This window comes from Vibrio sp. J502 (assembly GCF_025397955.1).
GTDB classification, from domain to species: domain Bacteria; phylum Pseudomonadota; class Gammaproteobacteria; order Enterobacterales; family Vibrionaceae; genus Vibrio; species Vibrio anguillarum.
Map to the genome: position 1 here is coordinate 642,085 of NZ_CP104555.1, position 25,493 is coordinate 667,577.

A 25,493-nucleotide genomic window follows, 5' to 3' on the forward strand; every position below is an offset into this window, starting at 1 on the left:
ATGAGAAAAATACTGCTCTCGATCGTCGCCATGCTGTGCTGCACGGCGGTTTATGCACAAGAGAAAATCACTGTTTATGCAGCGTCATCCATGACGAATGCGGTTAATGAATTGATTGCGGCTTACCAGCCGAAACAACCGTTAGATATTGTGCCCGTTTATGCGGGTTCATCCGCGCTTGCTCGTCAAATTGAGCAAGGTGCACCAGCGGATATTTTTATTTCAGCCAATGATAACTGGGTTACTCACTTACTTAACAAGAACATTGTGACGAGCGATAAGGTTACATTGTTGGCTGGAAATCAGCTGGTGCTTATCGCCCCTCAATCGTCGAAGCTCAATTCGCTGGTGGTAAATGATGTTGCGGCATGGCTTGACGCCTTGAACGGTTCACGTTTAGCGATAGGTAACACAATGGCAGTGCCTGTGGGAATGTATGCCAAAGAGGCACTAGAAAAGTTAAAAGTGTGGTCGTCGCTCGCCCCTATGCTGGCTCAAACCAATAACGTACGTTTAGCGCTTGCGCTAGTGGAACGTCAAGAAGCCACACTTGGTATTGTATATAAGACGGATGCATTGATGAGCAATAAGGTCAAAGTGGTACACGAATTTGATTCAAGCCTACACAGCGCCATCCATTATCCTTTAGTGCAGCTAACTGAGCGTGATACGGTGAATCAATTCATGCTTTTTTTACGCAGCGATCAAGCAAAAAGTATCTTACAGAACTACGGTTTTAGCGTGATGACAGGAACGGATTCCTTTGCTTTCTGAGTACGAATGGGTTGCACTGCGACTGAGCTTAAAAGTCGCGATTTATACCGTGCTTTGGCTCTTACCGCTGGGAATGTTTTTTGCGTGGCTACTCGCCAGAAAGCAGTTTTGGGGTAAAAGTATATTGGATAGCCTAGTGCATTTGCCGCTCGTTTTACCGCCAGTGGTCGTGGGGTATCTTCTGTTGATCACCATGGGTAAACAAGGCGTAATTGGGCAGTGGTTTGATAATATGTTTGGCTTGCGTTTCAGCTTCAGTTGGCGTGGAGCCGTGTTGGCGTGTGTCATCATCGCACTGCCCTTGATGGTTCGTGCGATTCGTTTAAGCCTTGAAAGCGTCGATCCTAAGTTAGAGCAAGCGGCTCGAACCTTAGGCGCTTCACCACTCAAAGTTTTTTTGACCATTACATTACCCTTAACGATACCCGGGCTGATCACTGGCGCGATGCTCTCTTTTGCTCGCAGCCTAGGTGAGTTTGGAGCCACCATTAGCTTTGTGTCCAATATTCCCGGTGAAACACAAACGCTTCCTCTTGCGATGTATAACTTTTTAGAAACGCCAGGAGCCGAAATGGAAGCGATGCGTTTATGTATTATCTCCATCGCGATTGCCTTGGCTTCGTTATTCATTTCTGAAGTGATTAGCCGCCGAATGACGCGGCGCTTAGGGAATCAATGATGAGTGGGTTAAAGATTCAATTTGAAAAACAGTTAGGTGATATCAAGCTTAATGCGGATTTGGTTTTACCAAGCCGTGGTATTTGTGCGGTTTTCGGGCGTTCAGGGGCGGGGAAAACCTCCTTCATCAATATTATTAGTGGATTGGTGAAGCCTGAACTTGGTGAAATCGAGATCAATGGCCGCATCCTATTTAGCCAACGAAAAAAGATTAACTTGCCTGTTGAAAAGCGCAACGTTGGTTACGTTTTTCAAGATGCTCGATTGTTTCCACATTACACCGTTCATGGCAATTTAAACTATGGTGTCAAAAAAAAAGATGCCGACCACTTCGCCGCTATCGTAAAATTATTGGCTTTAGCGCCATTACTTACACGTTATCCGCATGATTTATCGGGTGGGGAGAAACAGCGAGTAGCGATTGGCCGAGCCTTACTATCCAAGCCAGATATTTTATTGATGGATGAGCCGTTGGCATCGCTCGATATGCCGCGCAAACGTGAAGTGATGCCTTTTTTGGAAGAGCTGGCTCATAGCGTACATATTCCAATTCTCTATGTGACGCACAGCATGAATGAAATTTTGCGTCTGGCTAATCATTTAGTTGTGTTAGAACAGGGCGCTGTGCTGATAAGCGGTGAGCTAGAGCAAGTGTGGTCTTCAAATTATATGCGTCCTTGGCAATCATTTGCCGACCAAAGTAGTCTGTTTTCTGCCCACATCTGCCAGCACAACAAAGATTATGCGCTCACACAAGTCTCGCTTGCAGATGATGTCAAACTTTGGGTGCAATATGTGGAAGGCGAGGTAGGCTCTGCACTGCGATTACAGATCCGTGCAAATGATGTTTCGGTGGCGCTTGATAAGCCAAACCGGACGTCAATTCGTAATATTCTGCCTGCGCAGATTTGTCAGATTGAAAAGCAGCCTCAAGGTACTGATAAACAGAGTGTGGGGATAAAACTCAAGTTAGTCGAAGGGTGTTACCTGTGGGCTACGGTAACCAAATGGGCGGCCGATGAGCTACAACTGGATGTTGGTGATTCGCTGTATGTGCAAATTAAAGGCGTGAGCGTGTCGCAGCGTGATATCGTCTTAACGCATTAATATTTTTCATTATTAATGTATTGATTCAATAACCTAAGCCTCTCTTATCCTGAGTTCAGGTTCAATAGAAAAAGCCGTCATATAAAATTGACGGCTTTATGCTCAATGGTGTGCGTTTTATTTTGCAAACACGTCTTTAAAGTCGCGTTTTAGAATCGGGTCGCGGCGTGCTTTTTTGATCTGTTTAACCATATCTTTCACACAGTTATGCAGCACTTGATCAAGAAGCTCTGCTCGGTACTCTTCTTTATCTTGGTCTGTCATCTCTTTCGGTAAATTCAATGTTGGGAACTCCTCCATGACATTGACACCAGCAAAAGCTTGGCTAACAGAGATCAACGCATGAAACTGTTCAAAATTATCCAACACATTTTGCGCACTGGCTGGTAGAGAGTTCCAAGACTCTCGTACCGCTTCTTCAGAGACTTCATGTATAGACACGACCATGTAGTACATCTCTTGTGGCACTTGATCAAATTCAATTACTTGGCGCAATTCTGGCGAGATGGCGTCTAAGTCCACTACAGGTTGTTCGGTTTGCTTTACTTCAGACATGAAGATATCTCTTTAGGGGAAAAGCTACATGCTAAAAATTTATAGCGAAAAGTCAATATTGTGCGCAAAATTAAACAAAGAAAGTGAATAAATCTATGTTATACGTAAGCATATGATTGAAATTTAAAGGGGTTACAGATGGTAAGTTCGGGCTCTTCTATGAGGATCTTACTGGTCGATGACGTACAACTGGATCGAATGCAACTCACCATTCGTCTTAAACAGCTCGGTCATCACGTGGAAGCGGTTGCCAGTGGACAAGCGGCACTGGATATTTATCGAAAATTTGATCCAGAATTGATTTTGATGGATATTTCGATGCCCGGAATGAATGGTTTTGAATTGTCGAAAAAAATACGTTTACAACACCATGAATGGGTGCCGATTATCTTTTTAAGTGGACATGATGAACCATCGATGATTGCTAAAGCGATAGAGGCAGGTGGGGATGACTACTTAACCAAGCCAGTTGATAAGCTTGTGCTTAATTCCAAATTACTCGCGATGCAGCGTATTGCCAGCATGCGTCGAGAGCTGAAGCGAGCGACAGTCAAATTGGAAGAACTCAATCGAGTTTTGCAGCAGCAAGCGAATGAAGATGGTTTAACGCAGCTCTTCAATCGCCGATTTATGGACGATAAACTTAAAGAGATGATCAGCTGGCATGGGCGGCACAAATTTCCAATGAGCCTCATTTTGATCGATGTGGACTATTTCAAACGGTTTAACGATAACTACGGCCATATAGAAGGAGATAACTGCTTGATTAGCATTGCGCAAACGGTGAATCAGTTATTTGTGCGCACTGGTGAGTATGTAGGGCGATATGGCGGTGAAGAGTTTTTAGTGCTGCTGGGTAATGCCAATTATGAACAAGCACTGATTGCCGCTGAGCGAATCCAACAATCAATGATCAAGGCACACTATCCTCATCAATACAGCGAAATTGCTGATCATGTCACCTTATCTCAAGGTGTCATCTCGTTAACGCCGAATGGCACTGAGTCTATCGCTAATATTTACAATCTGGCCGACGAAGCCTTGTACCAAGCAAAGCATCAAGGTAGAAATTGCTTTATTTCTTACGATGTTACCAATGCAGCATTAAGCTAATACACACACTTCACTCGCTCTTTTTTGTTAGCACATAAGCAATATGGTCTACACTAGTACTAACGCTTTGGATTAGAAGTCAGGATGCATATATCAACTTTTTTGGCTTATGGGTGCACTTTATGGACGGATTGCAGTATTTTTCACCAGATAGGGTAGCGGACATGGTGGGTGAAGAGAATGTGAATGAGATGCTGTGCGGCTATCGAAAAAGCCTGTTGGAAGCTTTGAACAAACTTAGCAATGCGTTTTGTGGCAACCAAGTTGAGGTGATTCACCACATTTCACACACCATGAAATCGTCATCTCGGTTTGTCGGAGCGGATGTATTAGCATCTGAATTCCAGAAACTTGAAGCCGCAACTGATAATCTAACCAATGTTACTCAAGACACCGAGTTTTCAATCAGTTCTATCAATGATCAAAGTAAGTTGTTGTTGGACGAAATCAACCAATATATGAATAAATAAAACGATGAAGCTAAGTGAGAATCAAATGGAAAAAGTACATTTGAAAGTCATGTGCATAGATGATGATGTTTTTATGCTTAAAGCCATTGCTCGTTTGATCAGGCGTATTCGTCCAGAATGGGAAATTATACTCGTTTCAGAGCCACTAGATTGGTTGTCAGAATGGAATAAGCATAATTGCCAACCGCCAGCCATTATCATTTCAGATTTACTCATGCCGCATAAATGTGGCGATGAGCTTTTAAAAGAGGTAAAGCAGTCTTACCCGCAAGTAGTGAGAGCTCTTTTAACTGGGAATACGCAGGAGAATTTGCCTCAAAAAGCGCATGCGTATTCCCACTTCGTTCTGCCTAAGCCATTCACACAAGAGGACTTTGAACGCTTATTTGAATGTACCGAACGTCTTTATCAAATGCCGTTTAACAGTGAGTGTCGAACTAAACTCGGAAGCTTGAAAGATCTTCCGGTGTTACCCAATTCGATACACCGTTTACAACAAACTATTGCCTCTCCTACTTGTGATCTTCAATCGATAGCAGACACCATTAGCCATGAGCCTGTATTAGTTGCACGAGTGTTTCAAATTGCCAATTCTTCTTACTTGGGTTTTCGTCGAACCACAGATTCATTATCGGAAGCTGTTGGACGTTTAGGCGCGACTTTAGTGGAGAGTATCGCCATATCGTTATTGAGCCATCACGCTAACAGCTTAGTTTCAAAAAAGGCCCACCAAGATATTTCAGAACAGGCGCTGAGGGTCAGCTATATATCCCGTTTACTGGCTAAAAACTTGGGGTACTCTCTACAAGATAAAGATCGGGTGTTTGTCTCAAGCTTGCTTACCGCAATCGGAAAATTGATTTTGATGGAGGAAGGCGCTGATATCCATAATGTTGATTCTTTCTTGGAGCTTCAACAAGAATATGCTGATTACTACATAGTAACGGCATACATGCTGATGATATGGGGATACGGTTCAGAGATTGGAGAGATCGTTCTTAATCAAAGTAAGAGTGATTTTTTTTCAGATGACAAATCTGTTGTACTTGGCAGTATTGTGGGGCTTGCAAATCGTATAGAAGCATGTAAGGAAAATGAGAGCTACCAAACACTGATTGACGGTGTACCAAGTTCCATTGCAAGCGTATTAGTTGAGCTAAAACCCATATTTATTGAGTAATTATATAATTACTTTTTTTGGTTAGAGGGAGCGAACATGGCAATTAAAATTACAATAGCAGACGATTCAAAGATGTCGAGAAAAGCGGTAATGAGGGCGATTCCTGAAGAGTGGGATGTGGAAATCAACGAAGCCCAAAATGGCAAAGAAGCCCTAGTCAATTACCAAAATGGGTGCGCTGAAGTGATGTTTTTAGATTTGACCATGCCAGAAATGGATGGCTTCCAAGTCCTTGAATATTTGCATAGCATTGATGCTAAAAGTATTGTCATTGTCATTAGTGCCGATATTCAACCTTTTGCTCAGCAGCGCGTAAGAGAACTCGGTGCCGTCACCTTTTTGCAAAAACCACTTGACCCAGCACAGCTAAAACAAACATTGCACGAGGTAGGACTATTATGACAATGGCACTTTCAGAAGACCATAAAGACGCCCTGCAAGAATTTATGAATATCTCTATGGGCAGAGCAGCAAATAAACTGGCTACCTTACTTAATTTACACGTCACTATATCTGTACCCAGTATTGGAGTGGCAACGGATGAGGATTTAGCGCAACTGCAATCTTATGAAACCGATTATTACTACACTCGGCAGTCTTTTTTTGGTGGCATGGATGGTGAGTTAGTGACCTTAATGAGCAGAAAAGGCTGTGAACAGATAGTGAGCGATCTAAAACAATCAACAGGTGATGCTCAAGATGTCGTGAGCCTAGAGGAGAGCATTTTAGATATCTCGAATATTTTATCTGGTGCAAGTCTAAAGGGTCTATGTCAGCAAATAGACATAAAAACTAAAATTCAGTCTCCAGTGCTGTTTTATCCGTCAACACAGCCGCTCCCCATTTCTCAGTGGAAGCTATCTTTAATTATGGAAATCTCTTTTTTAGTCGAAAAAGCGTCATTCTCTGCTAAAACCATCATCTGTTTTGCAGACAACGAATTGGATAAGGTACTCATTCACCTCGATGAGTTGATGTAGGAGTTTGGAATGGGAAAAAGCCGCTTACTGCTTTCTGATCTGCTGGATCAACTCTCTTTTGCGTTGTGCATAGTACGGCAGGATTACATTATCGTGAAAGCGAATGACTATTTCCAATCCCGAGTCATTTTTGATGGTGATGTGATGCAAGGAAAGAACATACTTGAACTATTTCCCCATTCCGCAGACTACCTTAAACGAAAAATTGATACGGCATTGGTGATTGAAACTTCAAGCTTTAGTAGCTGGGAGCAAAAGCCTCATCTACTGCCCTTTAAAAGCTCCCGCCCTGTATCGGGCGAAGAAGATCAGATGTATCAAGATTTGGAGATCATCCCTATTCATAGTGAAGATGGGACCATCGAGCATGTTTGTATATGTGTCTATGATGTAACGATACAAGCTAGCCAGCAGCAGGAACTTAAGCGCATTTCTTATCAATTAGAACAAGAACATCAAGCGCAAAAAGTGTTGATTAAAAAACTCGAAGATGCACAAGGACAACTACTGCAATCAGAGAAAATGGCCTCTATTGGGCAGCTTTCGGCAGGCATTGCTCATGAGATCAATAATCCAGTGGGTTTTATTACATCCAATATTCAAACACTTAGTGACTATTTTCAAACGCTAGCCGCCGTTTTAGAAGGGATAAAACAACAGGTTTCACAAGCAAATAATACCGTTTTAGCGGCAAAGTGTGAGTCATTACTACAAGAGAAACAGATTGATTTTATTTTAGAAGATACGGCTGATTTGATTTCAGAATCACTAGAAGGTTCATCTCGAGTAATGGCCATTGTGAAAAATTTAAAAGAGTTTTCACACGTTGATGGTTCTGAATGGAGCTACGCAAATTTGGAAAACTGTATCGAATCAACGCTGAAAATCATCAATAACGAAATCAAATACAACATTACTTTAGAGAAAATATATCAAGAAAACGTGCCTGAAGTGTATTGCCAGCCGATGCAGATTAACCAAGTCCTTCTTAATATTCTTGTCAATGCAAGTCAGGCGATTGTCGGAGAAGGCACCATCACCATCTCATTAGCCAAGTTAAATGAGAAACAGGTTGAAATTCGCATTAAAGATACGGGAAGCGGTATTCCTGATGCGATTAAAGATCGCATCTTTGAACCCTTCTTTACCACCAAAGCGGTTGGGTCCGGCACAGGATTAGGTTTATCAGTTTCGTACGGGATCATCAATGGTCATAAAGGCACCATTGCAGTTCATAGCGAAGTGAATAAAGGTACTGAATTCATCATTACGTTACCGATAGACGCAGTCGAATTGGCTACACTAGCAATAGAGTGAAAATGATCGTTATCTGATTAGGGAGTATGCATGTGAGTAAAACCCAGCAACAGGAAGAAAATAGACGCTTTCAAGAAGAACACAGCTTGGACTCAACATTTCACTACGTCGTACTTTCTTTGCTAGGAGTTATGTTTTCAAATCAATCACAAGAAGACAAGTTAGATCAGTTTATTACTCATGTTCAGCCTTTATTCCCTAATACACATATCGTGCTATTTTCTTACAATTCTGAGCAGAGGCTCAAGATACTGCGTTCTAGTTTTCCAATCACCGATGCAATAAAGTTAGGCACATACCCAACCTTAGCCGATACGGAGTTTAGTTACTTCCCTGATTTAGCCAATGATACGGGGAAATTCTCAGACTATCACAATGACTTTCCTGCTTGGAAAAGTGGCGTTACCTTTTCCGTCTCCTCTCCGACGCGGCGCTATAGCCTGTTTCTTGCGCGAACAACGCTGAATGCTTTTGATTTAAGTGAATTAGAAAAAATCCAAGAAGGTATGTTACTGGTTGAGATGGCCTTAAAATTACTGTCGTCTATGCGGGAGAGCAGTAGTGATCTTCAACGAAATGAGCAAGATGCAAAAAGGGTTTCTTTAGGTAAATTGGCCGCCGGTGTTGCGCATGAAATCAATAATCCACTCGGCTTTGTGATGAGTAATTTCAACACGTTAAGTTCCTATCTTGCCCAAGTGAAGGCACACCCAGAGATCCAGCAGATCAACGACCGTCAGTTGGCAGAAATACTGGATGATAGCGAGTCTATCATTGTGGAAAGTTTAGAGGGGCTTTAGCGTATTAAAAACATTGTAGCGAGCTTGAATGTGTATTATCACGAGTCCAAATTATCAGTTGGAATGGTCGATTTAAGAGACGTGGTTAGCTCTGCAACTAATATGGTGTTGGGTGAAATGAAGCTGAAAGTACGCTTAAATTATGAACCTCCTCAAATACCATTTTATGTTCTAGGGCAAACCCATAAGCTCCAACAAGTACTGATTAATTTGTTAGTCAATGCGTTACAGTCATTCTCTCAAACTGATGGTGAAGTCAATGTCGCCTTGTATATGGAAAACAGCTTATTAATCGAGAATAAATCTAGTGTCTGTCTATCGGTATGCGATAACGGTAAAGGCATTTGTCCGGAAGATTTAGTGTACGTTTTTGATCCTTTTTTTACCACCAAGCGTATCGGTGATGGCGCAGGACTTGGATTATCTGTTGCGAAAGAAATCATAGAAGAGCACCTCGGAAAAATTGAAATTCAGTCGACGATAGGTCAAGGAACCTGCGTCTATATTCGTTTACCGCTTTATGTTGCACCTCATCATTCGATGAAAGGATTGGGGTAATTGTATGTTTCGATATAAAGAAATTCTGCTTGTAGATGATGAGCCAGCGGTACTTAAAGCTTTAACTCGTGAATTCAAACCGCATTTTTCTGTGGTTCATTGTGCGAGTAGCGGTCTTGAGGCTCTGACTATTTTAGAGCGGCACCCTATCGAAATTGTGATTTCTGATTATCGAATGCCTAATATGGATGGGACAGAGCTGGTCGTCAATATTCGCAATAAGTATCCTCATGTTGTAACCATTATTCTATCTGGTCAAGCTGACATCAAAGGTTTGTCTCGTGCTTTGAACGAAGGGAAATTGCATCGTTTTCTCCAAAAACCATGGGATAGAGAGGAGCTGATTGAAACCATACGTTTGAGTTTATTGGAGCGTGAAGCATTGCTAGGTAGTGATGTGCTGACGAACTTAAAAAACCGGCGCACGTTAGATGAACAGATTATCGAATTGAAAAAACATGGTGACTCCTCATACGCTTTGGTCATGGTGAATATTGCTAATCTAGACGAAATTAACCATCAATACGGCGGAGCGCTTGGTAATCAATTTATTAAAACGCTGGCGTGGCATCTGAGTGATGGTAATACAGAGCCGGAAACCATATATCGCTACAAAGATAAGCTGTTTATGTGCATTCCATACAGCCCCAAAGGTTATCAAGTTGTGATGCGCCTATGTTCGCGGCTCTCTCAGCCTGTTGAAGTCGACACACATCTTATTAAAACCAGATACACGGTTTTGCTCTGTGATGTTAAATCGTTGCATCAAGTCGATGATATATCTATTGCTGACCTTAATGAACGCTCGCGAGTGCGTTTGCATCATCAACTGCCGATTTACTGGCTCGATAATGATCCTCAATCCCGAGAGTTATTGGCGCTATTTTCTGTATTAAACGATATCGATAGACGCTATTTCTGCGCGTTTTATCAGCCGCAACTATCGACGGTAACTGGTGATGTTTGTGGATTTGAAGCATTAGCTAGGCGCAAAACAGTTGAGAATGAGTGGCAATATCCAGCCAGTTTCTTACCCATAATTGAGCAGTATGGTTTAACTAAAGTGTTGACCGAAAAAATATTGGAAGACGTACTGATGTTCATCAAACAACATCAGAAACTAATTAAAGATCGAAATATCAGTGTTAATGTGCCTGGGAACATGTTGATAAATGGGCAATTTTACGAATTATTGACTAAGCTAACTACAAAGCTCAGTTGCGGTTTGAATAACTTGTCAATAGAGATAACGGAGCATGACTTTATTGAGGATTTTATTCAGGCGAAACAAGAACTCAGTAAACTGAAAGGGTTGGGATTGAGCTGTGCACTGGATGATTTTGGAACTGGATATGCGGGTTATGAATATCTGTGCGAAATGCCTTTCGATGTACTTAAAATTGATGGACGATTTGTCCAAGCAATTGGCAAATCAGCGTCCAATGAAGTTATTCTGAGGGCAATGATAGACAGTGCTGAATCACTTGAAATGGGAGTGATCGCCGAATGGGTTGATACTCAGGAGCAAGCGGATAAATTGAAAACCTTGGGCTGTTCCATTATCCAGGGGCATTTGGTGAGTCAGGCATTATCATCAGACGACGTGGTCAGTTATTTGTCTAGAATGGAGGAGGAACGATGGAAAATGTCGCACAAAAAATAGCGATTGGTGGTGATAGACTTAGCCTTCTGCTGCTAGATGATGAGAGCGAAATTCTAAAATCACTAACGAGGGTTTTGCGTACAGATTATGACATAGTTTCTTTTAATAGCGGAAAGGAAGCCTTGGAATATTTAGAGCAACATGAGGTCTCTATTATTATCTCTGATATGCGGATGCCAGAGATGGATGGTGCCGATTTTCTCGCAAAATCAAAAGAATTATATCCTGAGACGATTCGTATCCTGCTTACTGGATATAGTGATATTCAGTCAACCGTCAGGGCAGTAAATTCCGGCGGAATTCATACCTATATTGGCAAACCATGGGATAACGAAAACCTAAAATTGATCGTTTCAAAAGCAGCGGAGTTTTATCGTCTGACAAAAGAGCGAGAACATTTGGCTATCGAGTTAGAAAAACGCAATAGCGAGCTCGAAGTGGTGAATCTAGCCTTGGAAGACAATAATCGTAAGCTGGCTGAATTTAATCAAGATTTAGAGCAGAAGGTAAAAGAGAGAACGTTAGAGCTGCAATCATCTAATAAAAAGTTAGAACATTTATTGATAAGTCGTAACAAGACGTTTAAAGACATATTGGGTATGGTTACTGCGATCATTCAATATCGAACGGGACACCCAGCCGATCACGCAGAGCGTATTGCTAACCAAGCGAAGGTAGTAGCGCAGCGGTTAAAACTACCTGAAAGCCAAGTGAGTCATGTCTATTTGTGTGGTTTGATGCACCAAATAGGATTAATCGGCGCGAAAGATAAAGAACTTGAAAAGTTGATTGTTGATCCAGAAACCTCAATTCCTCAGAGTCCTAATGCCAATTCTGTATTAGGTGCCGAGATTTTAGGCCGAATTAAGCGCTTTGAACCACTAGTTGAGATCATTCGCCACCAAGATGAGTTGTATAACGGTACTGGTAAGCCAGGCCATTTACATGGTGAAGAAATACCTTTGTGTTCACGTATTATTAAAGTGGTTAAAGATTATGACTACTATATTGCATCACCAAATAATCCACGTCGTATGCATACCAAAAGTGCGCAGAGTTATATAAAAGAGCAGGCTGGAACCTTATATGACCCCACAGTCGTGGATGCTTTTTTAATGGTAGTAACTTCGTTAAAACACTTGGAGGATGGCCTAGAATTGTGCATTGGTTTGAGTGAAGTGAAACCGGGTATGAAAATTAAGCGTGATTTGTACTTACCCAATGGAAACTTAATGTTGACCGCTGGCAATCAAATTAACTCAGCTTTGTTGGCGAAATTAAAAGAGCTTGAAGAACAGACTAATATGCCAATCGCGGTTTACATCGGTTAACTTAAAAAGAGTGCCGCATCGGTAGTGTTTAGAAATCTGTGTCATTTCAGTATGATATACAAAACAGGAATGACACATGAACAAAGACTTCGATCTAGAACAAGCTATTAAAGCCCTTCAGTCAGGCCAAGACCTGACAGGTAAAGATGGCTTCTTAACTCCGCTCATTAAACAAATCACAGAAGCTGCTTTGAAAGCAGAACTCGAACAGCACCTTGAAGGTGATGAGCAACCTAACCGTAAGAACGGCTCAAGGTAAGCGCGTCATAAACCCCGCATTCTAATCACCTAGCCCGAATAATAAGATCAAACCTCCAACCCAAAGGAGATTTGAAATGGCCAAACGACGCACTAACCAAGAATGGCGAACCCTGTTCGAACACTATGAATCCAGCCAACTATCACAACGATTATTCTGTGAACGTAACGGACTGAGCCTCTCCACTTTTTACGCTAAGCGCCAACAGTTAAAGCACATCGAAAAACCGAACACGGTTGGCTTTGTTAAAGCAGAAGTCGTTGAAAAGACCACAAAGTATCAAGCCACTCACGTTGTCGTTGCCAATATGACGCTGCTCGTCAATGATGTTGAACTGAGCATCCCACAAGGCACGCCAGCGACCTATCTCGCAGAGCTTATCGGTGCGCTGTCATGAAACGTATGCTCAGTGCTCCCGAAATCTATCTCTATCGCGAAAGCGTCGATTTTAGAAAGTCCATCAACGGCCTCGCTGCGATTATCGAAAATGACACCGACTTGCCCTTGGGCAGCGGCGCACTGTTCCTGTTCACCAACAAACAGCGCGACAAAATCAAAGTGCTGTACTGGGATAAAACAGGCTTTGCTCTTTGGTACAAGCGCCTTGAAAAAGCCAAGTACAAGTGGCCATCAAAAGAGCAAAATGAGGTGTTTACCCTAACTCAATTCGAGCTTGACAGACTGCTTTCTGGCTTCACGATTATCGGCCATAAACCCGTTAGAATAAACGATTTTACAATGACTTAAGCGATAATATAGCCATATCCACCAAGCATTAACGGCATGATTTTAGTATAATCAATGCCATGAAAAAGACGCCAAATATCAACTCAGAAAGCCAAGATGTTGCCGAGCTACAAGCGATGGTGAAAGCGCTGTTGGCGTCAGAAACCCAATTGAAACAAGAGCGTCAATCGCTGCTTGAACAGCTCAAACTTGCCTTCGACCGTCAGTTCGCTAAACGCTCGGAGGCGTTAAAGCCTTACGATGAATCTCAAGGTGATCTCTTCAACGAAGCGGAGTGTGAGGCCGCTAAGGAAGAAGAGGTTGAAGTTGTCACAACGACCATCACAAAGAAGAAACGTGGTAAACGCAAACCACTGCCAAAGACCTTGCCTCGTGAAGTTATCGAACTCGATTTAAACGACGATGAAAAGCAGTGCACTTGCTGTCAACATAACCTGCATAAAATCGGTGAAGACCGTAGCGAGAAACTTGAGTTCACGCCAGCGGTACTAAAAGTGTTGGAATATGTTCGTCCTAAATATGCTTGCCGCCAATGCGAGCAAACAGAAGACAAAAACCACGTCGTTCAAAAGCCAGCGCCGCAAAGCATTATCCCGAAGAGCTTCGCCACAGAAAGCTTGTTGGCCAATATCATCCTCGGCAAATATCAATACGCGATGCCACTTTACCGCCAAGAATCCCTGTTTACCCAGTCGGGTATCGAACTCTCACGAACCACCATGGCAAGGTGGATTATCCAAGTCAGTGAGAAGTTCGCTCCACTTTACGCGGCCTTAAAAACGCACCTACTTGAGCAAGTGGTGATTCAGGCGGATGAAACGCCGCTCAATGTCCTCAAAGAAGATAAACAGTGTTATATGTGGCTTTACTGCTCGGGCGCAGACTCGCCTGAAGCCGCCCTCCCTAATGTGAGAAATATCGTCTTGTACGACTATCAAAACAGTCGAGCTAGGGCGTGCCCTGTTGCCTTCTTGGGGGATTACAGTGGTTATCTACAAACCGATGGCTATGGTGTTTATGATGGGCTTCATCTCGTCACCAATGTCGGTTGCTTGGCGCATGCTCGGCGCAAGTTCATGGAGGCGAAAAAGCTGCAAGGCAAAGGCAAGTCAGGCAAAGCGGATAGTGCATTGGCTAAAATCCAGAAACTCTATGGAATAGAATCACGCTTAAAAGGTGCCTGTGCCGAAAAACGGAAAGCAGAGCGCCAAGAGCATGCTAAGCCGATACTGGATGAGCTTTATGAATGGATGACAACTCAGAAAGTGCTTGAGTCTAGCCCGCTGGGTAAAGCGATAAAATACACGCTCGGTCAGTGGCCGAAGCTGAGCCGCTATATCGATGACGGTCACTTATCGATAGACAATAATCGTGCTGAACGCGCAATAAAACCGCTGGTTATAGGCAGAAAGAACTGGCTCTTCTCGACCAATCCCAATGGAGCTGAAGCGAGCGCGATGCTTTACAGTATCGTCGAGACAGCGAAAGCCAACGGCCTTATCCTTTACGACTACATGGTTAAGTGCATGAAAGAGCTAGCGAAATCTGAGCCTGATATCGATGCACTCCTGCCTTGGAACTTCCAACACTAACAATATCGCCCCGTGGGATCATGGGGCGGATACGGCTCAAGCAAGAAAACGATTAAGTCTTCTGTCGGCACGTTTGAACTGGATACCCCACGCGACCGCTCTGGAACATTTGAACCCCAGTTAGTTAAGAAGAACCGTATGCGCCCCATGATCCCACGGGGCGTTTTAATTTGAATGTGAGAAGTTCCAGGGAAGCAGTGAGTTGATATCAGGCTCAGACTTTGCCAGCTCTTTCATACATTTGACCATGTAATCGTAGAGTATCAGTCCGTTCGCTTTCGCCGTCTCGATGATGCTATACAGCAAAGCACTCGCATCAGCACCAAGCGGATTCGTCGAGAATAACCAATTTTTTCTGCCAATGACCAGCGATTTGATTGCGCGTTCCGCTCGGTTGTTGTCGATAGATAAATGCCCATCTTCAACATAGCGTATCAGCTTAGGCCACTGACCCAAGGTGTACTTGATGGCTTTACCAAGAGGACTCGATTCGATGACTTTCTGCGTGGTTAACCAGTCATAGATGTCATCCAACATCGGTTTAGCCTGCGCTTGTCTTTCTGCCCAACGCTCTTCGACCGAAGCCAGTTTTAATCGAGATTCAAGTGCGTACAACTTTTGGATTTTGGCTAACGCCACATCCGCTTTACCTGTTTTACCTTTGCCCTGAAGCTTCTTCGCTTCCATGAACTTACGACGTGCATGAGCGAAGCAACCGACATTGGTGACGTTGGTTAATCCATCATAAGCCGCGTAACCATCACTTTGCAGATAGCCTGAGTAATCACCCAAGAAGTTCACGGGGCACACTCTCGCGCGACTGTTTTGATAGTCGAACAAGACGATATTTTTCATGTCAGGGAGTTTAGCTTCAGGGGAGTCGGCTCCCGAGCAGTACAACCACATATAACATTGCTTGTCTTCCTTGAGCACATTGAGCGGCGTTTCATCGGCCTGAACCACCACTTGTTCGAGTAAGTGAGTCTTCAGTGCCTGATAAAGCGGTTTGAACTTTTCACTAACCTGGATTACCCACCTGGCCATGGTCGTTCTCGATAACTCGATACCTGATTGGGTGAACAAGGTTTCCTGACGATACAGCGGAAGCGCATACTGATATTTGCCTAAAATAATGTTGGCAAGCAGACTTTCGGTAGCGAAGCTTTTGGGGATGATACTTATCGGTGCGGGTTGTTGGTGAATGTGGCTTTTTTCAGCCTCTTGTTCACACTGACGACAGGCGTATTTCGGGCGAACATATTCCAACACTTTTAGGACGGCGGGCGTGAACTCAAGCTTTTCACTGCGGTCTTCGCCGATTTTATGCAAAATGTGTTGGCAGCATGAGCACTGTTTGTCGTGCTCATCTAGGTCAAGCTCGATAATTTCACGTGGCAAGTCTTTAGGAAGCGGTTGACGTTTACCACGACGTTTGATTGTCGTCGTGGTGATAACCTCATCTTCCGATTTCGCCGCTTCACATTCCGCCTCATTAAAGAGGTCACCCTGTGCTTCGTTATACGGCTTTAACGCTTCCGAGCGTTTGGCGAATTGACGGTCAAGGGCCAGTTTAAACTGCTCAATTAAGGATTGGCGCTCTTGTTGCCACTCTTTTTTCTCCGACATCAACGCTTTCACCATAGCTTGAAGCTCGGCGATGTCTTGGCTTTCTGGGTTAATATCGGGCGTCTTTTTCATGGCATTGATTATATTAAAAACACCACGTCAAGGCTTGGTATAACTCACTTTTATCGGGTTCAACTCATTGTAAAGTTGTCTATTTTTATCGGTTTATGGCCGATTATCGTGAAGCCAGATAACAGTCTGTCTAGGTCAAATTGAGTCAGGGTGTATACCTGCTTTTTCTCTTGAGTGGGCCATTTGAATTTGGCTTTTTCCAACCGTTTATACCACAGAGCGAAGCCCGTTTTATCCCAGTACAAGACTTTGACTTTATCGCGTTGTTTATTGGTAAACAGGAACAGCGCACCGCTTCCGAGCGGTAAATCGGTTTCAGATTCAATAATCGCCGCCAGACCATTAATGGACTTTCTAAAATCCACGAACTCCCGATACAGGTAAACATTAGGGGCACTCAGCATTCTCTTCATGACAGTGCTCCGATTAACTCTGCCAGATACGAGGCAGGTGTTCCCTGGGGGATGCTGAGTTCAACGTCATTAATCAATAGTGTCATGTTGGCAATCGGTGTTTGAGTCATCTGGTAGCGTGTCGTTTTTTCAACGACTTCAGCTTTAACGAATCCACTGCTCTTAGGTTGCTCTATGAACTTTAGTTGCTGTCGCTTGGCATGGAAGGTTGAAAGGCTCAGCCCATTTTGTTCACAGAACACGCGTTGAGACAGATGACTGGATTCGTATTGATCGAATAGGGTATGCCATTCTTGATGAGAGAGTCTTTTTGCCATTTCAAATCTCCTTGAGGTTGGAGATTTGATCTTATGGCGTGCCGAGATTGATTAGAATGTGGGGTTTATGACGCGCTTACGAAAGGCTTTCGGTTTTCTAGCTACACACCGGACAGATTTCAGCTTCTTAACTATCTCGCCAGTGGCACTTTTCGGGAAGTGTTTGAACTTAACGAAGTCTGCTTACGGGAAGTGTTGTGTTTGTTAAGTTCGTTGGCGCGGCTTTTTTGATGTTGAAATTTATGCATTCTTAAATTCGTTTCGTGTGCTTTGTCGTTGGCTTTTTCGATAGAATTCTTTGCAAATTACCATGCTCAGGAATGGGGGATTTCCTCGGTCATTTCTTCTTTGCCAAGCGCATTTCGTGGATTAGGTTTTAATTTCACAGCTGTCCGTTTTACTTTGCCGTTTGAAAGCAATAATGTGTTTCAAATTAGGCATTTTGGCGCAAGTTGTTAACAAAAGTGCAGCAGCTAACTAGGCATTTAAGACGGATTCGCAACGCTTGGCGGCTTTAGTGTAAATTCAGTTTTTGTGTTTTAGGTGGTTTGTCGATACTTCGGTGTTTAGCGTCGCTCACCACTTAATGCGGCGTTATGTGCCACTGAGGTTCATCAGAACAAATCACTATGAGAGCCAATTCTAGCTAATTGGAGTTGACCATCAAAAATGCGATAAATGAGCACTAGATCTGGTTTAACGTGACAGTCTCGGAATCCAACCCATCCGCCAGTTAAAGGATGATCAACATTTTTAGGATCGAGTTTTTCGCCTCTTTGCAGCTTTGATATGACGTTGCCGACTTCAATGATGTCCGAAATCGGCATTTTGGTGATTTTTTTAAAGTCTTTTTTGAATTGTGTTGAGTATTCTAAACTATACATTCTTAACTTTGCCTTCAGTTAGCTCAGTAAGCATAGCGCCAACAGATTCGGCTTTATGTCCATGACCTTGAACGAGTTCATTCATTGCAGAAATCGTTGTTTCATTTGGTTGAGGTACACGTAAATCAAATGGAATACCACCATGATTAATCACGGCTTTTGCAAAAATTTTAATAGCTTGTGATGTACTAAGACCCATTTCGTCACAGATGCTAGTAAAAGCAACTTTGGTATCATGGTCTATGCGAGTACTTAGCATTTCTGTTCTCATAAGAGCACCTTTGGTTGTACAATGTATTACATAGTTAAACGTCAGTATAATGGCACATAACAAACGCTTCAAGAGGGACAGCCAACGCGTGGCATTTTTACTATGCGTTGGTTTGTGTGGTTACGGTGTTATGCGGAAACTTGGTAGTAGCGTTGTCTGCCCCTTAAGCGGGCGTTATGCAGTTCTACAGGTTCAACGGAAACTAAAAAACGTCAGCCCAATGTATTTGAACTGACGGAGCTTTACTCTTTTTGTATGTAAGGTGTTTATTCTGCGGCTTTTACTCTGATTTTGCTTTTAGCTACGTCAGAAAGGTTTAGGCTAGAAATTGCAGCATTAGCTTCGTTTTCGTTTGGCATTTCGACAAAAGCAAAGCCTTTTGATTGACCCGTTACTTGGTCTAAAACAAGCGTACATTCGGCTACGGAGCCATGAGCTGAGAATAAAACACGAAGTTCTTGTTCAGTTGTAGAGCGAGATAGATTGCGAACTAAAAGTTTCATGATGAACCAATTGGTAGTAAATGACAGTGCGAATTGTGGCAGCTAAAGATAAGTTTGGCTAAGCAATTCGTTCTCTATACTGAGTATTGGTTAAAAAACTGCATAACAAACGGCTCAAGAGGGATTGCCAACGCGTGGCGACTTTAGTGCAAAATTGAAATTCAGTGTTTATAGTGTGTTTTTTGAGTTCGGCGTTGCGTTGTCAACCCCTTAGCCGGGCGTTATGCAACTCAGGTAAAATTAGGGGTTCAATCTTGTGGGATTTCTCCGGCCATTCGTTTTGTGTTGTCGGCAAATGAGCATTTTTACCCTAAAATTCGTGGTTTACTCAAGCCGTAAAACAGGCAAGGTTCTTTGTTTGCCTCAATCAGTTTTAGCGTTGGCGCGTTGTAAATTCAGTGGGAACAAAGTGTGGAAAGGGCAAGTTTATCGGGCATTTTGTACTTGCTGAAGTTTTCGCTCGTTGAGTTTTCCTGACACAAAAGCTTGGTTTGGTGCTGAAAGGTGGACTTTGTTTTGGCTGCTCATTTATCACAGTTCTTGCTTGGGTTGATTCTTGAATCACTCAACCATTGCAATTGTGGTTTTTGAACGAGTAAAATTAGCTTATCTTATTGAATTTGCATAACAAACAATTCAAGTGGATTCTCAACGCGTGGCAGTTTTACTATGCGTTAGGTAAAGTGTTTTACGGTGCAATGCAGCGGCTTGGTCAGTGCGTTGTTCACCACTTAATTGGGCGTTAGCAAATTTATTCGACATCTAACTCGCATGGAGGAAAAGTAAGTGGAAATAGATAGAGATTCGATCATTGAATCACATAGGCTAGCAAGCCCGGGTCTTCGTTATCTAGGGCAAATCATTGATGGTGCAATAAGTGCCACAATATTCATTTTCTTTCTTTGGCTCGGTACTTTGATTGGTTTATCCCAAGCTTCATCAAGCTTAATAGCATTTTCGGCGGCTGCTTTATATTTTCTACTTTCTGACGGTTTACCTAAAGGGCAAAGTCTTGGTAAGAAACTACTAGGGATCTCAGTTATAGATTCGGTTACAGGAAAAAGTTGTAGTTTCCCTCAGTCATTTTTTCGTAACCTTCTGACACCAATAATTGGTATGATCGACGCGGTCTTTATTCTTGGCAAAAGAAGACAGAGGTTAGGTGACAAGCTGGCAAAAACAATCGTTGTAGTAAATTAGCTAACAAACGGCTCAAGAGGGATTGCCAACGCGTGGCGACTTTAGTGCAAAATTGCAGTTCAGTGTTTAAGTGTGTTTTTTAAGTTCGGCGGTGCGTTGTCAACCCCTTAGCCGGGCGTTATGTAGCAATTCAATTTCCCCAACTAAAACAAGGTCAATATGCAATTGTATGATATGCTCAATGTTTTAATTGGTGAGTTGTATGAATGAATTACAAAACCCTATGACAGGGTTTAAAACATTAGAGTTGGCGTTTTCACAAGGCTTCCGCATGAAGCGAGTTCCTTTTACCGATGACATATACTTTGTCCGTGATAAAGCGCTCGGCTATTTCCGTTACACTTACGCTCGTCTAGCCAAACTTAAAGTTCTCCAGACTGTTGTACTCAACGGTACAGAAGAGCTAAATGGTTTGCCTTGTTTCTCTCTCTACTATGGAACACTAGAAGACCTCCGAGGTACGGGAGTTACAGTTCCATATATTGAGAAAGTTCTAGAAGAGTTCAAAAAAGGTCAAAAACTCAAGGAATATTACATTGAAACTAGTGTCGATATTTCTAACGAAGCCTCTTTAGCAGTAGCTCAGAAATTGTTTGGTGACTCGACATTAGATAGTGTTGATCATTCTACTGGTGAACCTATTAGAGTGTGGCAAACGAAGGTAACACGATAAGCAACTTAGTATCAAGTTTGAAGTGCGACACTTTCTACAGATGCGCATGAATATACTCCGTTGGTGTTCTATACCCAAGCCTTTTGCGTGGGCGTGTATTTAATTTATATGCAATTTCATTACACAGCTTCTGTGTCACGTGTGACATGGAGGTTCGTTTTGGTAAGTATTGTCGTATCAAACCATTGGTGTTTTCATTAGTGCCTCGTTCCCATGAATGGTATGGATTTGCAAAGTAAAACAGGCAGTTATGATGTTTTTCTAGTTGTGCATAACCATGAAATTCAGTGCCGTTATCTGATGTTATCGTTTTAAAAGGTAAGTCAGAGCGGGTCATGATTTTGCTCATTCTTACGTTGAGTGACTCGCTTGTTCTATCGTCCATTTGACCGATAAAAGTGTAGCCAGTCATTCTGTCGACTAAAGTGACGATACAGTGCTTGGTTCCGCGACCCACGACGGTATCAATTTCCCAGTGGCCAGGCTCTTTTCGATGCTCAGCGTCTGCAGGTCTTTCGGCAATATGACGCTTATTTGCCAGCCGTCCTCGACTGTCTTTTGAGTTGTACCTTTTACGCCTTTTCTTGGTGGATTGGCGTAGGTGTTTCCATAACGTTCCACCGAGAGTTTTATCGTTCCAAACGCGCTGATAAATGAGCTCGTGGCTCATTGTTGGATAGCCTCTCATTCTTAGGTATCCGACGATTTGGTCAGGGCTCCAATCCAGTCGTAGCAATGCTTCAGGTAGTCTGAAGTCAAGTTCGGTATAGCGTTTATTTCGCCGTGAACGACTAAGCCGGTTGCGCGCCATTTGCTGTGCTCGCTCTGGTTGATAAGAGTATCTATCGAAGAACTTGTTGTAACGACAATTACGTTCAATTTCTCGATAGATAGTGGCTTTGTGACGCCCCAGTTGTTTAGCTATTTTTGCGGTACTGATCCCTTGCTTTCTGAGCGCAGAAATCATATACCTTTCAATCTCAGTGAGGTGTGTGTATTTCATGTTTTTTACTTCTTGGCGGGAGCAAACTTCATGATTATCGCACCTTACTGTTTTTATGTTCAGAGGTGTCGCACTTCGTACTTGAATCCAAGCAACATAACAATCTGTTTAAGAGTGATTCGCAACGCTTGGCATTTTTGCTATGCGTTGCGTTTAGTGTATAAGGTGGTATGCGGGAGCTTCGGTATTGCGTTGCTCACACCTTAACAGGGCGTTATGTGATCTTGTAAATTCAGCTACATAAAGGAGAATTTAGTGGCTAATTCAGTGATAATTCAGCAATTAGATAATCAATTGAAAGTAAATTCAGATGCTTATGATTTAAGTCGAATTGTTGGTGTTGAAGTGAAAGTTTTGACGTTCAAAGACTATCTTATGAGAATGTTTCTGTTGGGTGCAATTTCATCGAGTTTACTTTTTATCTTTATCCCATCAGAGCATCAGGAATATGGATTAGCGTATGCATCCTTTTTGCCATTGGTAGCATTTGTATTCGGTGCATTTTTGGGTTTTGTTAGCAGTAATAAGTATGAATTTCGTTTAGAGTTTAATCACTTAGATGAAACTGGGGTTCAATGGTTTACAGCGGCGAAGAGTAAAAAATCTAGTGATTACGTTTTGTTCAAAGAGCAAGAAATGGAGTTAAAACGAAAAATCACATAACAAACGGCTCAAGAGGGATTGCCAACGCGTGGCGACTTTAGTGCAAAATTGAAGTTCAGTGTTTACGGTGTGTTTTTTTGAGTTCGGCGGTGCGTTGTCAACCCCTTAGCCGGGCGTTATGCAACTCAGGGAAATTTAGGGGTTCAATCTTTTTAAATTTCTCCGGCCATTCGTTTTGCGTTGTCGGCAAATGAGCATTTTTACCCTAAAATTCGTGGTTAACTCAAACCGTAAAACAGGCAAGGTTCTTTGTTTGCCTCAATGAGTTTTTGGCGCTGGTTTGTTGTCAATTCAGCGTGCGCAAAGTGTGGAAAGTGCAAGTTTATCGAGCGTTTTGCACTTGCTGAATTTTCCGCCCGTTGAACTTGTCTCATTCAAAAGCTTGGTTTGTTGTTGAACGGTGGACTTTGTTTTGGCGGCTCATTTATCACCGCTCTGGCTTGGGTTGATTCTTGAATCACTCAACCATTGCAATCGTGGATTTTGGTCGTGTAAAGTCAGTTTATCTCATTGAATTTGCATAACAAACGGCTCAAGAGGGATTGCCAACGCGTGGCGACTTTAGTGCAAAATTGCAGTTCAATGTTTACAGTGTGTTTTTTAAGTTCGGCGGTGCGTTGTCAACCCCTTAGCCGGGCGTTAGGCAAAGTGAGTTTTTATCAGCTAAATCGGGTTTGAATTGAACGGCGAATTCCATGTTCTCATGGCTGGACTTAAGCAATAAATCGTCATCACATATTTGTTGTTTCTTGATCGTGTTGGGTTGCTTTTCGTTGTGAATTCATCGGTGAAATAACCTTCAGCATCCAAACGTCCGCCGAGCATGCTACGCTCATCACTTTTCTTCCAAATCGCTAAATTTGAGTTTTTTGTTTCTTTGCTGACTTGGCATTTTGGTTTATAAATTAATCGGTTAGTTTGTTTTAAGTTTATAAAAAAGTTCGTTCTTTAGTTTTGAAAGTGTCGGTGTCAATCAGTTGGCCTAACAAACGGCTCAAGAGGGATTGCCAACGCTTGGCGACTTTAGTGCAAAATTGAAGTTCAGAGTTGACAGTGTGTTTTTTTGAGTTCGGCGGTGCGTTGTCAACCCCTTAGCCGGGCGTTAGGCAAAGTGAGTTTTTATCAGCTAAATCGAGTTGAAATTGAACGGTAAATTCCATGTTCTCATGGCTGAACTTAAGCAATAAATAATCATCACATATTTTTTGTTTCTTGATCGCGTTGGGTTACTTTTCGCTGTGAATTCATCGGCAAAATAACTTTCAGCATTCAAACGTCCGCCGAGCATGCTACGTTAGTCACTTTTCTTCCAAACCGCTCAATTTGAGTTTTTTGTTTCTTTGCAAAGTTAGAGTTTTAGTTTATAAATTAATGGTTTAGTTTGTTTGAGTTTTACAAAAAGACTTGTTCTTGGGTTGTGAAAGTGTCGGTGTCAATTGGTTGGCCTAACAAACGGCTCAAGAGGGATTGTCAACGCGTGGCGGCTTTAGTGCAAAATTGAAATTCAGTATTTACAGTATGTTTTTTTAGTTCGGTGGTGCGTTGTCAACCCCTTAGCCGGGCGTTATGTGTTTGATGCGTTTTTAAGGTCAAAGCTACGATTTCATTGAGAATTCGTTCCGTGTTTTCGGCAAGTTGGCTTGGTCGAAATGGATTCTTGAACAATCTGAGATTGATCGTTTTCAAGGTTCTTGGGTTGCCTCAATTAAGTTTTGGATCTGGTTTGTGCTGAGTTTTATCGGTTTCAAATCGATTCAATTGAAATGCATTTTTGACTGATTCACTTGCTGATATTCAGCACTGAAAGTCTGGTGAAGCAAAAAGTTTAGCGGTTGCTGAAAGGGCGCTTTCTTTGTTGTTGATTCTGTAAGTGGTTTTCTTTGGCTAAGATTGCTGTGAAATTTAGGTTTTGGTAAGCATCGTTTTTGTACGTAACTTATTCAAATCTCTTCATTTCTACGGTGGTTTGTAAGCGCGTCATAAACCCCGCATTCTAATCACCTAGCCCGAATAATAAGATCAAACCTCCAACCCAAAGGAGATTTGAAATGGCCAAACGACGCACTAACCAAGAATGGCGAACCCTGTTCGAACACTATGAATCCAGCCAACTATCACAACGATTATTCTGTGAACGTAACGGACTGAGCCTCTCCACTTTTTACGCTAAGCGCCAACAGTTAAAGCACATCGAAAAACCGAACACGGTTGGCTTTGTTAAAGCAGAAGTCGTTGAAAAGACCACAAAGTATCAAGCCACTCACGTTGTCGTTGCCAATATGACGCTGCTCGTCAATGATGTTGAACTGAGCATCCCACAAGGCACGCCAGCGACCTATCTCGCAGAGCTTATCGGTGCGCTGTCATGAAACGTATGCTCAGTGCTCCCGAAATCTATCTCTATCGCGAAAGCGTCGATTTTAGAAAGTCCATCAACGGCCTCGCTGCGATTATCGAAAATGACACCGACTTGCCCTTGGGCAGCGGCGCACTGTTCCTGTTCACCAACAAACAGCGCGACAAAATCAAAGTGCTGTACTGGGATAAAACAGGCTTTGCTCTTTGGTACAAGCGCCTTGAAAAAGCCAAGTACAAGTGGCCATCAAAAGAGCAAAATGAGGTGTTTACCCTAACTCAATTCGAGCTTGACAGACTGCTTTCTGGCTTCACGATTATCGGCCATAAACCCGTTAGAATAAACGATTTTACAATGACTTAAGCGATAATATAGCCATATCCACCAA

Annotated in this window: 28 protein-coding genes and 4 pseudogenes; 24 read left to right on the plus strand and 8 right to left on the minus strand. The window is 42.6% G+C overall.

Translation table 11 applies throughout. The annotated features are described in order from the left end of the window. From modA to modC, 3 genes are read left to right on the plus strand one after another with little or no spacing between them, the layout of a single operon-like run. On the plus strand, positions 1-774 hold the full coding sequence (gene modA / locus N5E84_RS18505; protein WP_019282214.1) for a molybdate ABC transporter substrate-binding protein: 774 nt from the start codon (positions 1-3) through the stop codon (positions 772-774). After that, entirely contained in the window at positions 764-1,453 is a 690-nt protein-coding gene (modB, locus tag N5E84_RS18510) for a molybdate ABC transporter permease subunit (RefSeq protein WP_069212125.1), read from the plus strand. The genes modA and modB overlap by 11 nt, the downstream gene beginning before the upstream one ends. Beyond that, positions 1,453-2,559: a molybdenum ABC transporter ATP-binding protein ModC gene (modC, locus tag N5E84_RS18515; protein ID WP_029388229.1), complete on the plus strand. Its 1,107-nt coding sequence runs from the start codon at positions 1,453-1,455 to the stop codon at positions 2,557-2,559. Before modB ends, modC begins: the two co-directional genes overlap by 1 nt. Before the next feature lie 117 nt (positions 2,560-2,676). On the opposite strand, the gene N5E84_RS18520 is transcribed toward modC, so the two are convergent. Continuing rightward, positions 2,677-3,114 (minus strand): DUF3069 domain-containing protein, encoded by a 438-nt coding sequence (locus tag N5E84_RS18520; RefSeq protein ID WP_017046416.1) that lies wholly within the window; start codon positions 3,112-3,114, stop codon positions 2,677-2,679. Positions 3,115-3,252: 138 nt separating this feature from the next. Between N5E84_RS18520 and N5E84_RS18525 the strand changes: the two genes are divergently transcribed. The 16 genes and pseudogenes from N5E84_RS18525 to N5E84_RS18595 all read left to right on the plus strand — a co-directional run. Next, entirely contained in the window at positions 3,253-4,227 is a 975-nt protein-coding gene (locus N5E84_RS18525; protein WP_019282212.1) for a diguanylate cyclase domain-containing protein, read from the plus strand. Between the two features lie 164 nt (positions 4,228-4,391). Next, positions 4,392-4,697, plus strand: a complete 306-nt coding sequence (locus N5E84_RS18530; protein WP_019282211.1) for an Hpt domain-containing protein — start codon at positions 4,392-4,394, stop codon at positions 4,695-4,697. Positions 4,698-4,701: 4 nt separating this feature from the next. After that, positions 4,702-5,877, plus strand: a complete 1,176-nt coding sequence (locus N5E84_RS18535) for an HDOD domain-containing protein (RefSeq protein ID WP_019282210.1) — start codon at positions 4,702-4,704, stop codon at positions 5,875-5,877. A 36-nt stretch (positions 5,878-5,913) separates the two neighbouring features. Further along, positions 5,914-6,279: a response regulator gene (locus tag N5E84_RS18540; RefSeq protein ID WP_019282209.1), complete on the plus strand. Its 366-nt coding sequence runs from the start codon at positions 5,914-5,916 to the stop codon at positions 6,277-6,279. Then, a complete protein-coding gene (locus tag N5E84_RS18545) occupies positions 6,276-6,857 on the plus strand; it encodes a chemotaxis protein CheC (RefSeq protein WP_013867877.1) in 582 nt (193 codons plus the stop codon). The genes N5E84_RS18540 and N5E84_RS18545 overlap by 4 nt, the downstream gene beginning before the upstream one ends. 9 nt (positions 6,858-6,866) lie before the next feature. Further along, a pseudogene (locus tag N5E84_RS21515) lies at positions 6,867-7,509 on the plus strand (PAS domain-containing protein); the annotation flags it as partial. A 65-nt stretch (positions 7,510-7,574) separates the two neighbouring features. Further along, positions 7,575-8,174 (plus strand): annotated as a pseudogene (locus N5E84_RS21520) (sensor histidine kinase); the annotation flags it as partial. 32 nt (positions 8,175-8,206) lie between these two features. After that, a complete protein-coding gene (locus N5E84_RS18555; RefSeq protein WP_234830727.1) occupies positions 8,207-8,974 on the plus strand; it encodes a histidine kinase dimerization/phospho-acceptor domain-containing protein in 768 nt (255 codons plus the stop codon). Positions 8,975-9,091: 117 nt separating this feature from the next. Continuing rightward, positions 9,092-9,532, plus strand: a complete 441-nt coding sequence (locus N5E84_RS18560) for a sensor histidine kinase (RefSeq protein ID WP_232513691.1) — start codon at positions 9,092-9,094, stop codon at positions 9,530-9,532. 4 nt (positions 9,533-9,536) lie between these two features. Then, positions 9,537-11,195 carry an EAL domain-containing protein gene (locus N5E84_RS18565; RefSeq protein ID WP_013867874.1) on the plus strand — a complete coding sequence of 553 codons (1,659 nt, stop codon included), beginning with the start codon at positions 9,537-9,539 and terminating at the stop codon, positions 11,193-11,195. Next, positions 11,171-12,526: an HD domain-containing phosphohydrolase gene (locus N5E84_RS18570; protein ID WP_019282651.1), complete on the plus strand. Its 1,356-nt coding sequence runs from the start codon at positions 11,171-11,173 to the stop codon at positions 12,524-12,526. Before N5E84_RS18565 ends, N5E84_RS18570 begins: the two co-directional genes overlap by 25 nt. Before the next feature lie 76 nt (positions 12,527-12,602). Next, positions 12,603-12,776, plus strand: a pseudogene (locus N5E84_RS18575) (IS256 family transposase); the annotation flags it as partial. A gap of 85 nt (positions 12,777-12,861) precedes the next feature. Next, entirely contained in the window at positions 12,862-13,182 is a 321-nt protein-coding gene (gene tnpA / locus N5E84_RS18580; RefSeq protein ID WP_019283194.1) for an IS66 family insertion sequence element accessory protein TnpA, read from the plus strand. Beyond that, a complete protein-coding gene (tnpB, locus tag N5E84_RS18585; RefSeq protein ID WP_019283195.1) occupies positions 13,179-13,532 on the plus strand; it encodes an IS66 family insertion sequence element accessory protein TnpB in 354 nt (117 codons plus the stop codon). Before tnpA (N5E84_RS18580) ends, tnpB (N5E84_RS18585) begins: the two co-directional genes overlap by 4 nt. A 59-nt stretch (positions 13,533-13,591) precedes the next feature. Next, entirely contained in the window at positions 13,592-15,124 is a 1,533-nt protein-coding gene (locus N5E84_RS18590; RefSeq protein ID WP_069211897.1) for an IS66-like element ISVa11 family transposase, read from the plus strand. 33 nt (positions 15,125-15,157) lie between these two features. Further along, a pseudogene (locus N5E84_RS18595) lies at positions 15,158-15,262 on the plus strand (transposase); the annotation flags it as partial. A gap of 27 nt (positions 15,263-15,289) precedes the next feature. Here the strand turns inward: N5E84_RS18595 and N5E84_RS18600 are convergent. From N5E84_RS18600 to N5E84_RS18630, 6 genes are all read right to left on the minus strand, one after another. Beyond that, a complete protein-coding gene (locus tag N5E84_RS18600; protein WP_069212063.1) occupies positions 15,290-16,822 on the minus strand; it encodes an IS66-like element ISVa9 family transposase in 1,533 nt (510 codons plus the stop codon). 59 nt (positions 16,823-16,881) lie between these two features. Continuing rightward, positions 16,882-17,235: an IS66 family insertion sequence element accessory protein TnpB gene (gene tnpB / locus N5E84_RS18605; protein ID WP_069212062.1), complete on the minus strand. Its 354-nt coding sequence runs from the start codon at positions 17,233-17,235 to the stop codon at positions 16,882-16,884. Continuing rightward, positions 17,232-17,552, minus strand: coding sequence for an IS66 family insertion sequence element accessory protein TnpA (tnpA, locus tag N5E84_RS18610; RefSeq protein WP_081245520.1), 321 nt, complete (start codon positions 17,550-17,552; stop codon positions 17,232-17,234). Before tnpA (N5E84_RS18610) ends, tnpB (N5E84_RS18605) begins: the two co-directional genes overlap by 4 nt. Positions 17,553-18,166: 614 nt before the next feature. Then, positions 18,167-18,436, minus strand: coding sequence for a type II toxin-antitoxin system YafQ family toxin (locus N5E84_RS18615; RefSeq protein ID WP_069212181.1), 270 nt, complete (start codon positions 18,434-18,436; stop codon positions 18,167-18,169). Continuing rightward, positions 18,429-18,707: a type II toxin-antitoxin system RelB/DinJ family antitoxin gene (locus N5E84_RS18620; RefSeq protein ID WP_019283191.1), complete on the minus strand. Its 279-nt coding sequence runs from the start codon at positions 18,705-18,707 to the stop codon at positions 18,429-18,431. The genes N5E84_RS18615 and N5E84_RS18620 overlap by 8 nt, the downstream gene beginning before the upstream one ends. A 266-nt stretch (positions 18,708-18,973) precedes the next feature. Continuing rightward, on the minus strand, positions 18,974-19,210 hold the full coding sequence (locus tag N5E84_RS18630; protein WP_013867767.1) for an RNA recognition motif domain-containing protein: 237 nt from the start codon (positions 19,208-19,210) through the stop codon (positions 18,974-18,976). 786 nt (positions 19,211-19,996) lie between these two features. Here N5E84_RS18630 and N5E84_RS18635 point away from each other — a divergent pair. Further along, entirely contained in the window at positions 19,997-20,410 is a 414-nt protein-coding gene (locus tag N5E84_RS18635; RefSeq protein ID WP_019283386.1) for an RDD family protein, read from the plus strand. A 202-nt stretch (positions 20,411-20,612) separates the two neighbouring features. Continuing rightward, positions 20,613-21,083, plus strand: a complete 471-nt coding sequence (locus tag N5E84_RS18640) for a hypothetical protein (RefSeq protein ID WP_019282925.1) — start codon at positions 20,613-20,615, stop codon at positions 21,081-21,083. A 34-nt stretch (positions 21,084-21,117) separates the two neighbouring features. Here the strand turns inward: N5E84_RS18640 and N5E84_RS18645 are convergent, their stop codons facing one another. Further along, positions 21,118-22,086, minus strand: coding sequence for an IS30 family transposase (locus tag N5E84_RS18645; RefSeq protein ID WP_081245536.1), 969 nt, complete (start codon positions 22,084-22,086; stop codon positions 21,118-21,120). 255 nt (positions 22,087-22,341) lie between these two features. Between N5E84_RS18645 and N5E84_RS18655 the strand changes: the two genes are divergently transcribed. The 3 genes from N5E84_RS18655 (at position 22,342) to tnpB (N5E84_RS18665) (ending at position 25,468) form a co-directional block, all read left to right on the plus strand. Next, positions 22,342-22,749, plus strand: coding sequence for a hypothetical protein (locus N5E84_RS18655; RefSeq protein WP_175418697.1), 408 nt, complete (start codon positions 22,342-22,344; stop codon positions 22,747-22,749). A 2,048-nt stretch (positions 22,750-24,797) separates the two neighbouring features. After that, entirely contained in the window at positions 24,798-25,118 is a 321-nt protein-coding gene (gene tnpA / locus N5E84_RS18660) for an IS66 family insertion sequence element accessory protein TnpA (RefSeq protein ID WP_019283194.1), read from the plus strand. Beyond that, positions 25,115-25,468 carry an IS66 family insertion sequence element accessory protein TnpB gene (gene tnpB / locus N5E84_RS18665; protein ID WP_019283195.1) on the plus strand — a complete coding sequence of 118 codons (354 nt, stop codon included), beginning with the start codon at positions 25,115-25,117 and terminating at the stop codon, positions 25,466-25,468. Before tnpA (N5E84_RS18660) ends, tnpB (N5E84_RS18665) begins: the two co-directional genes overlap by 4 nt. Positions 25,469-25,493 lie beyond the last annotated feature (25 nt).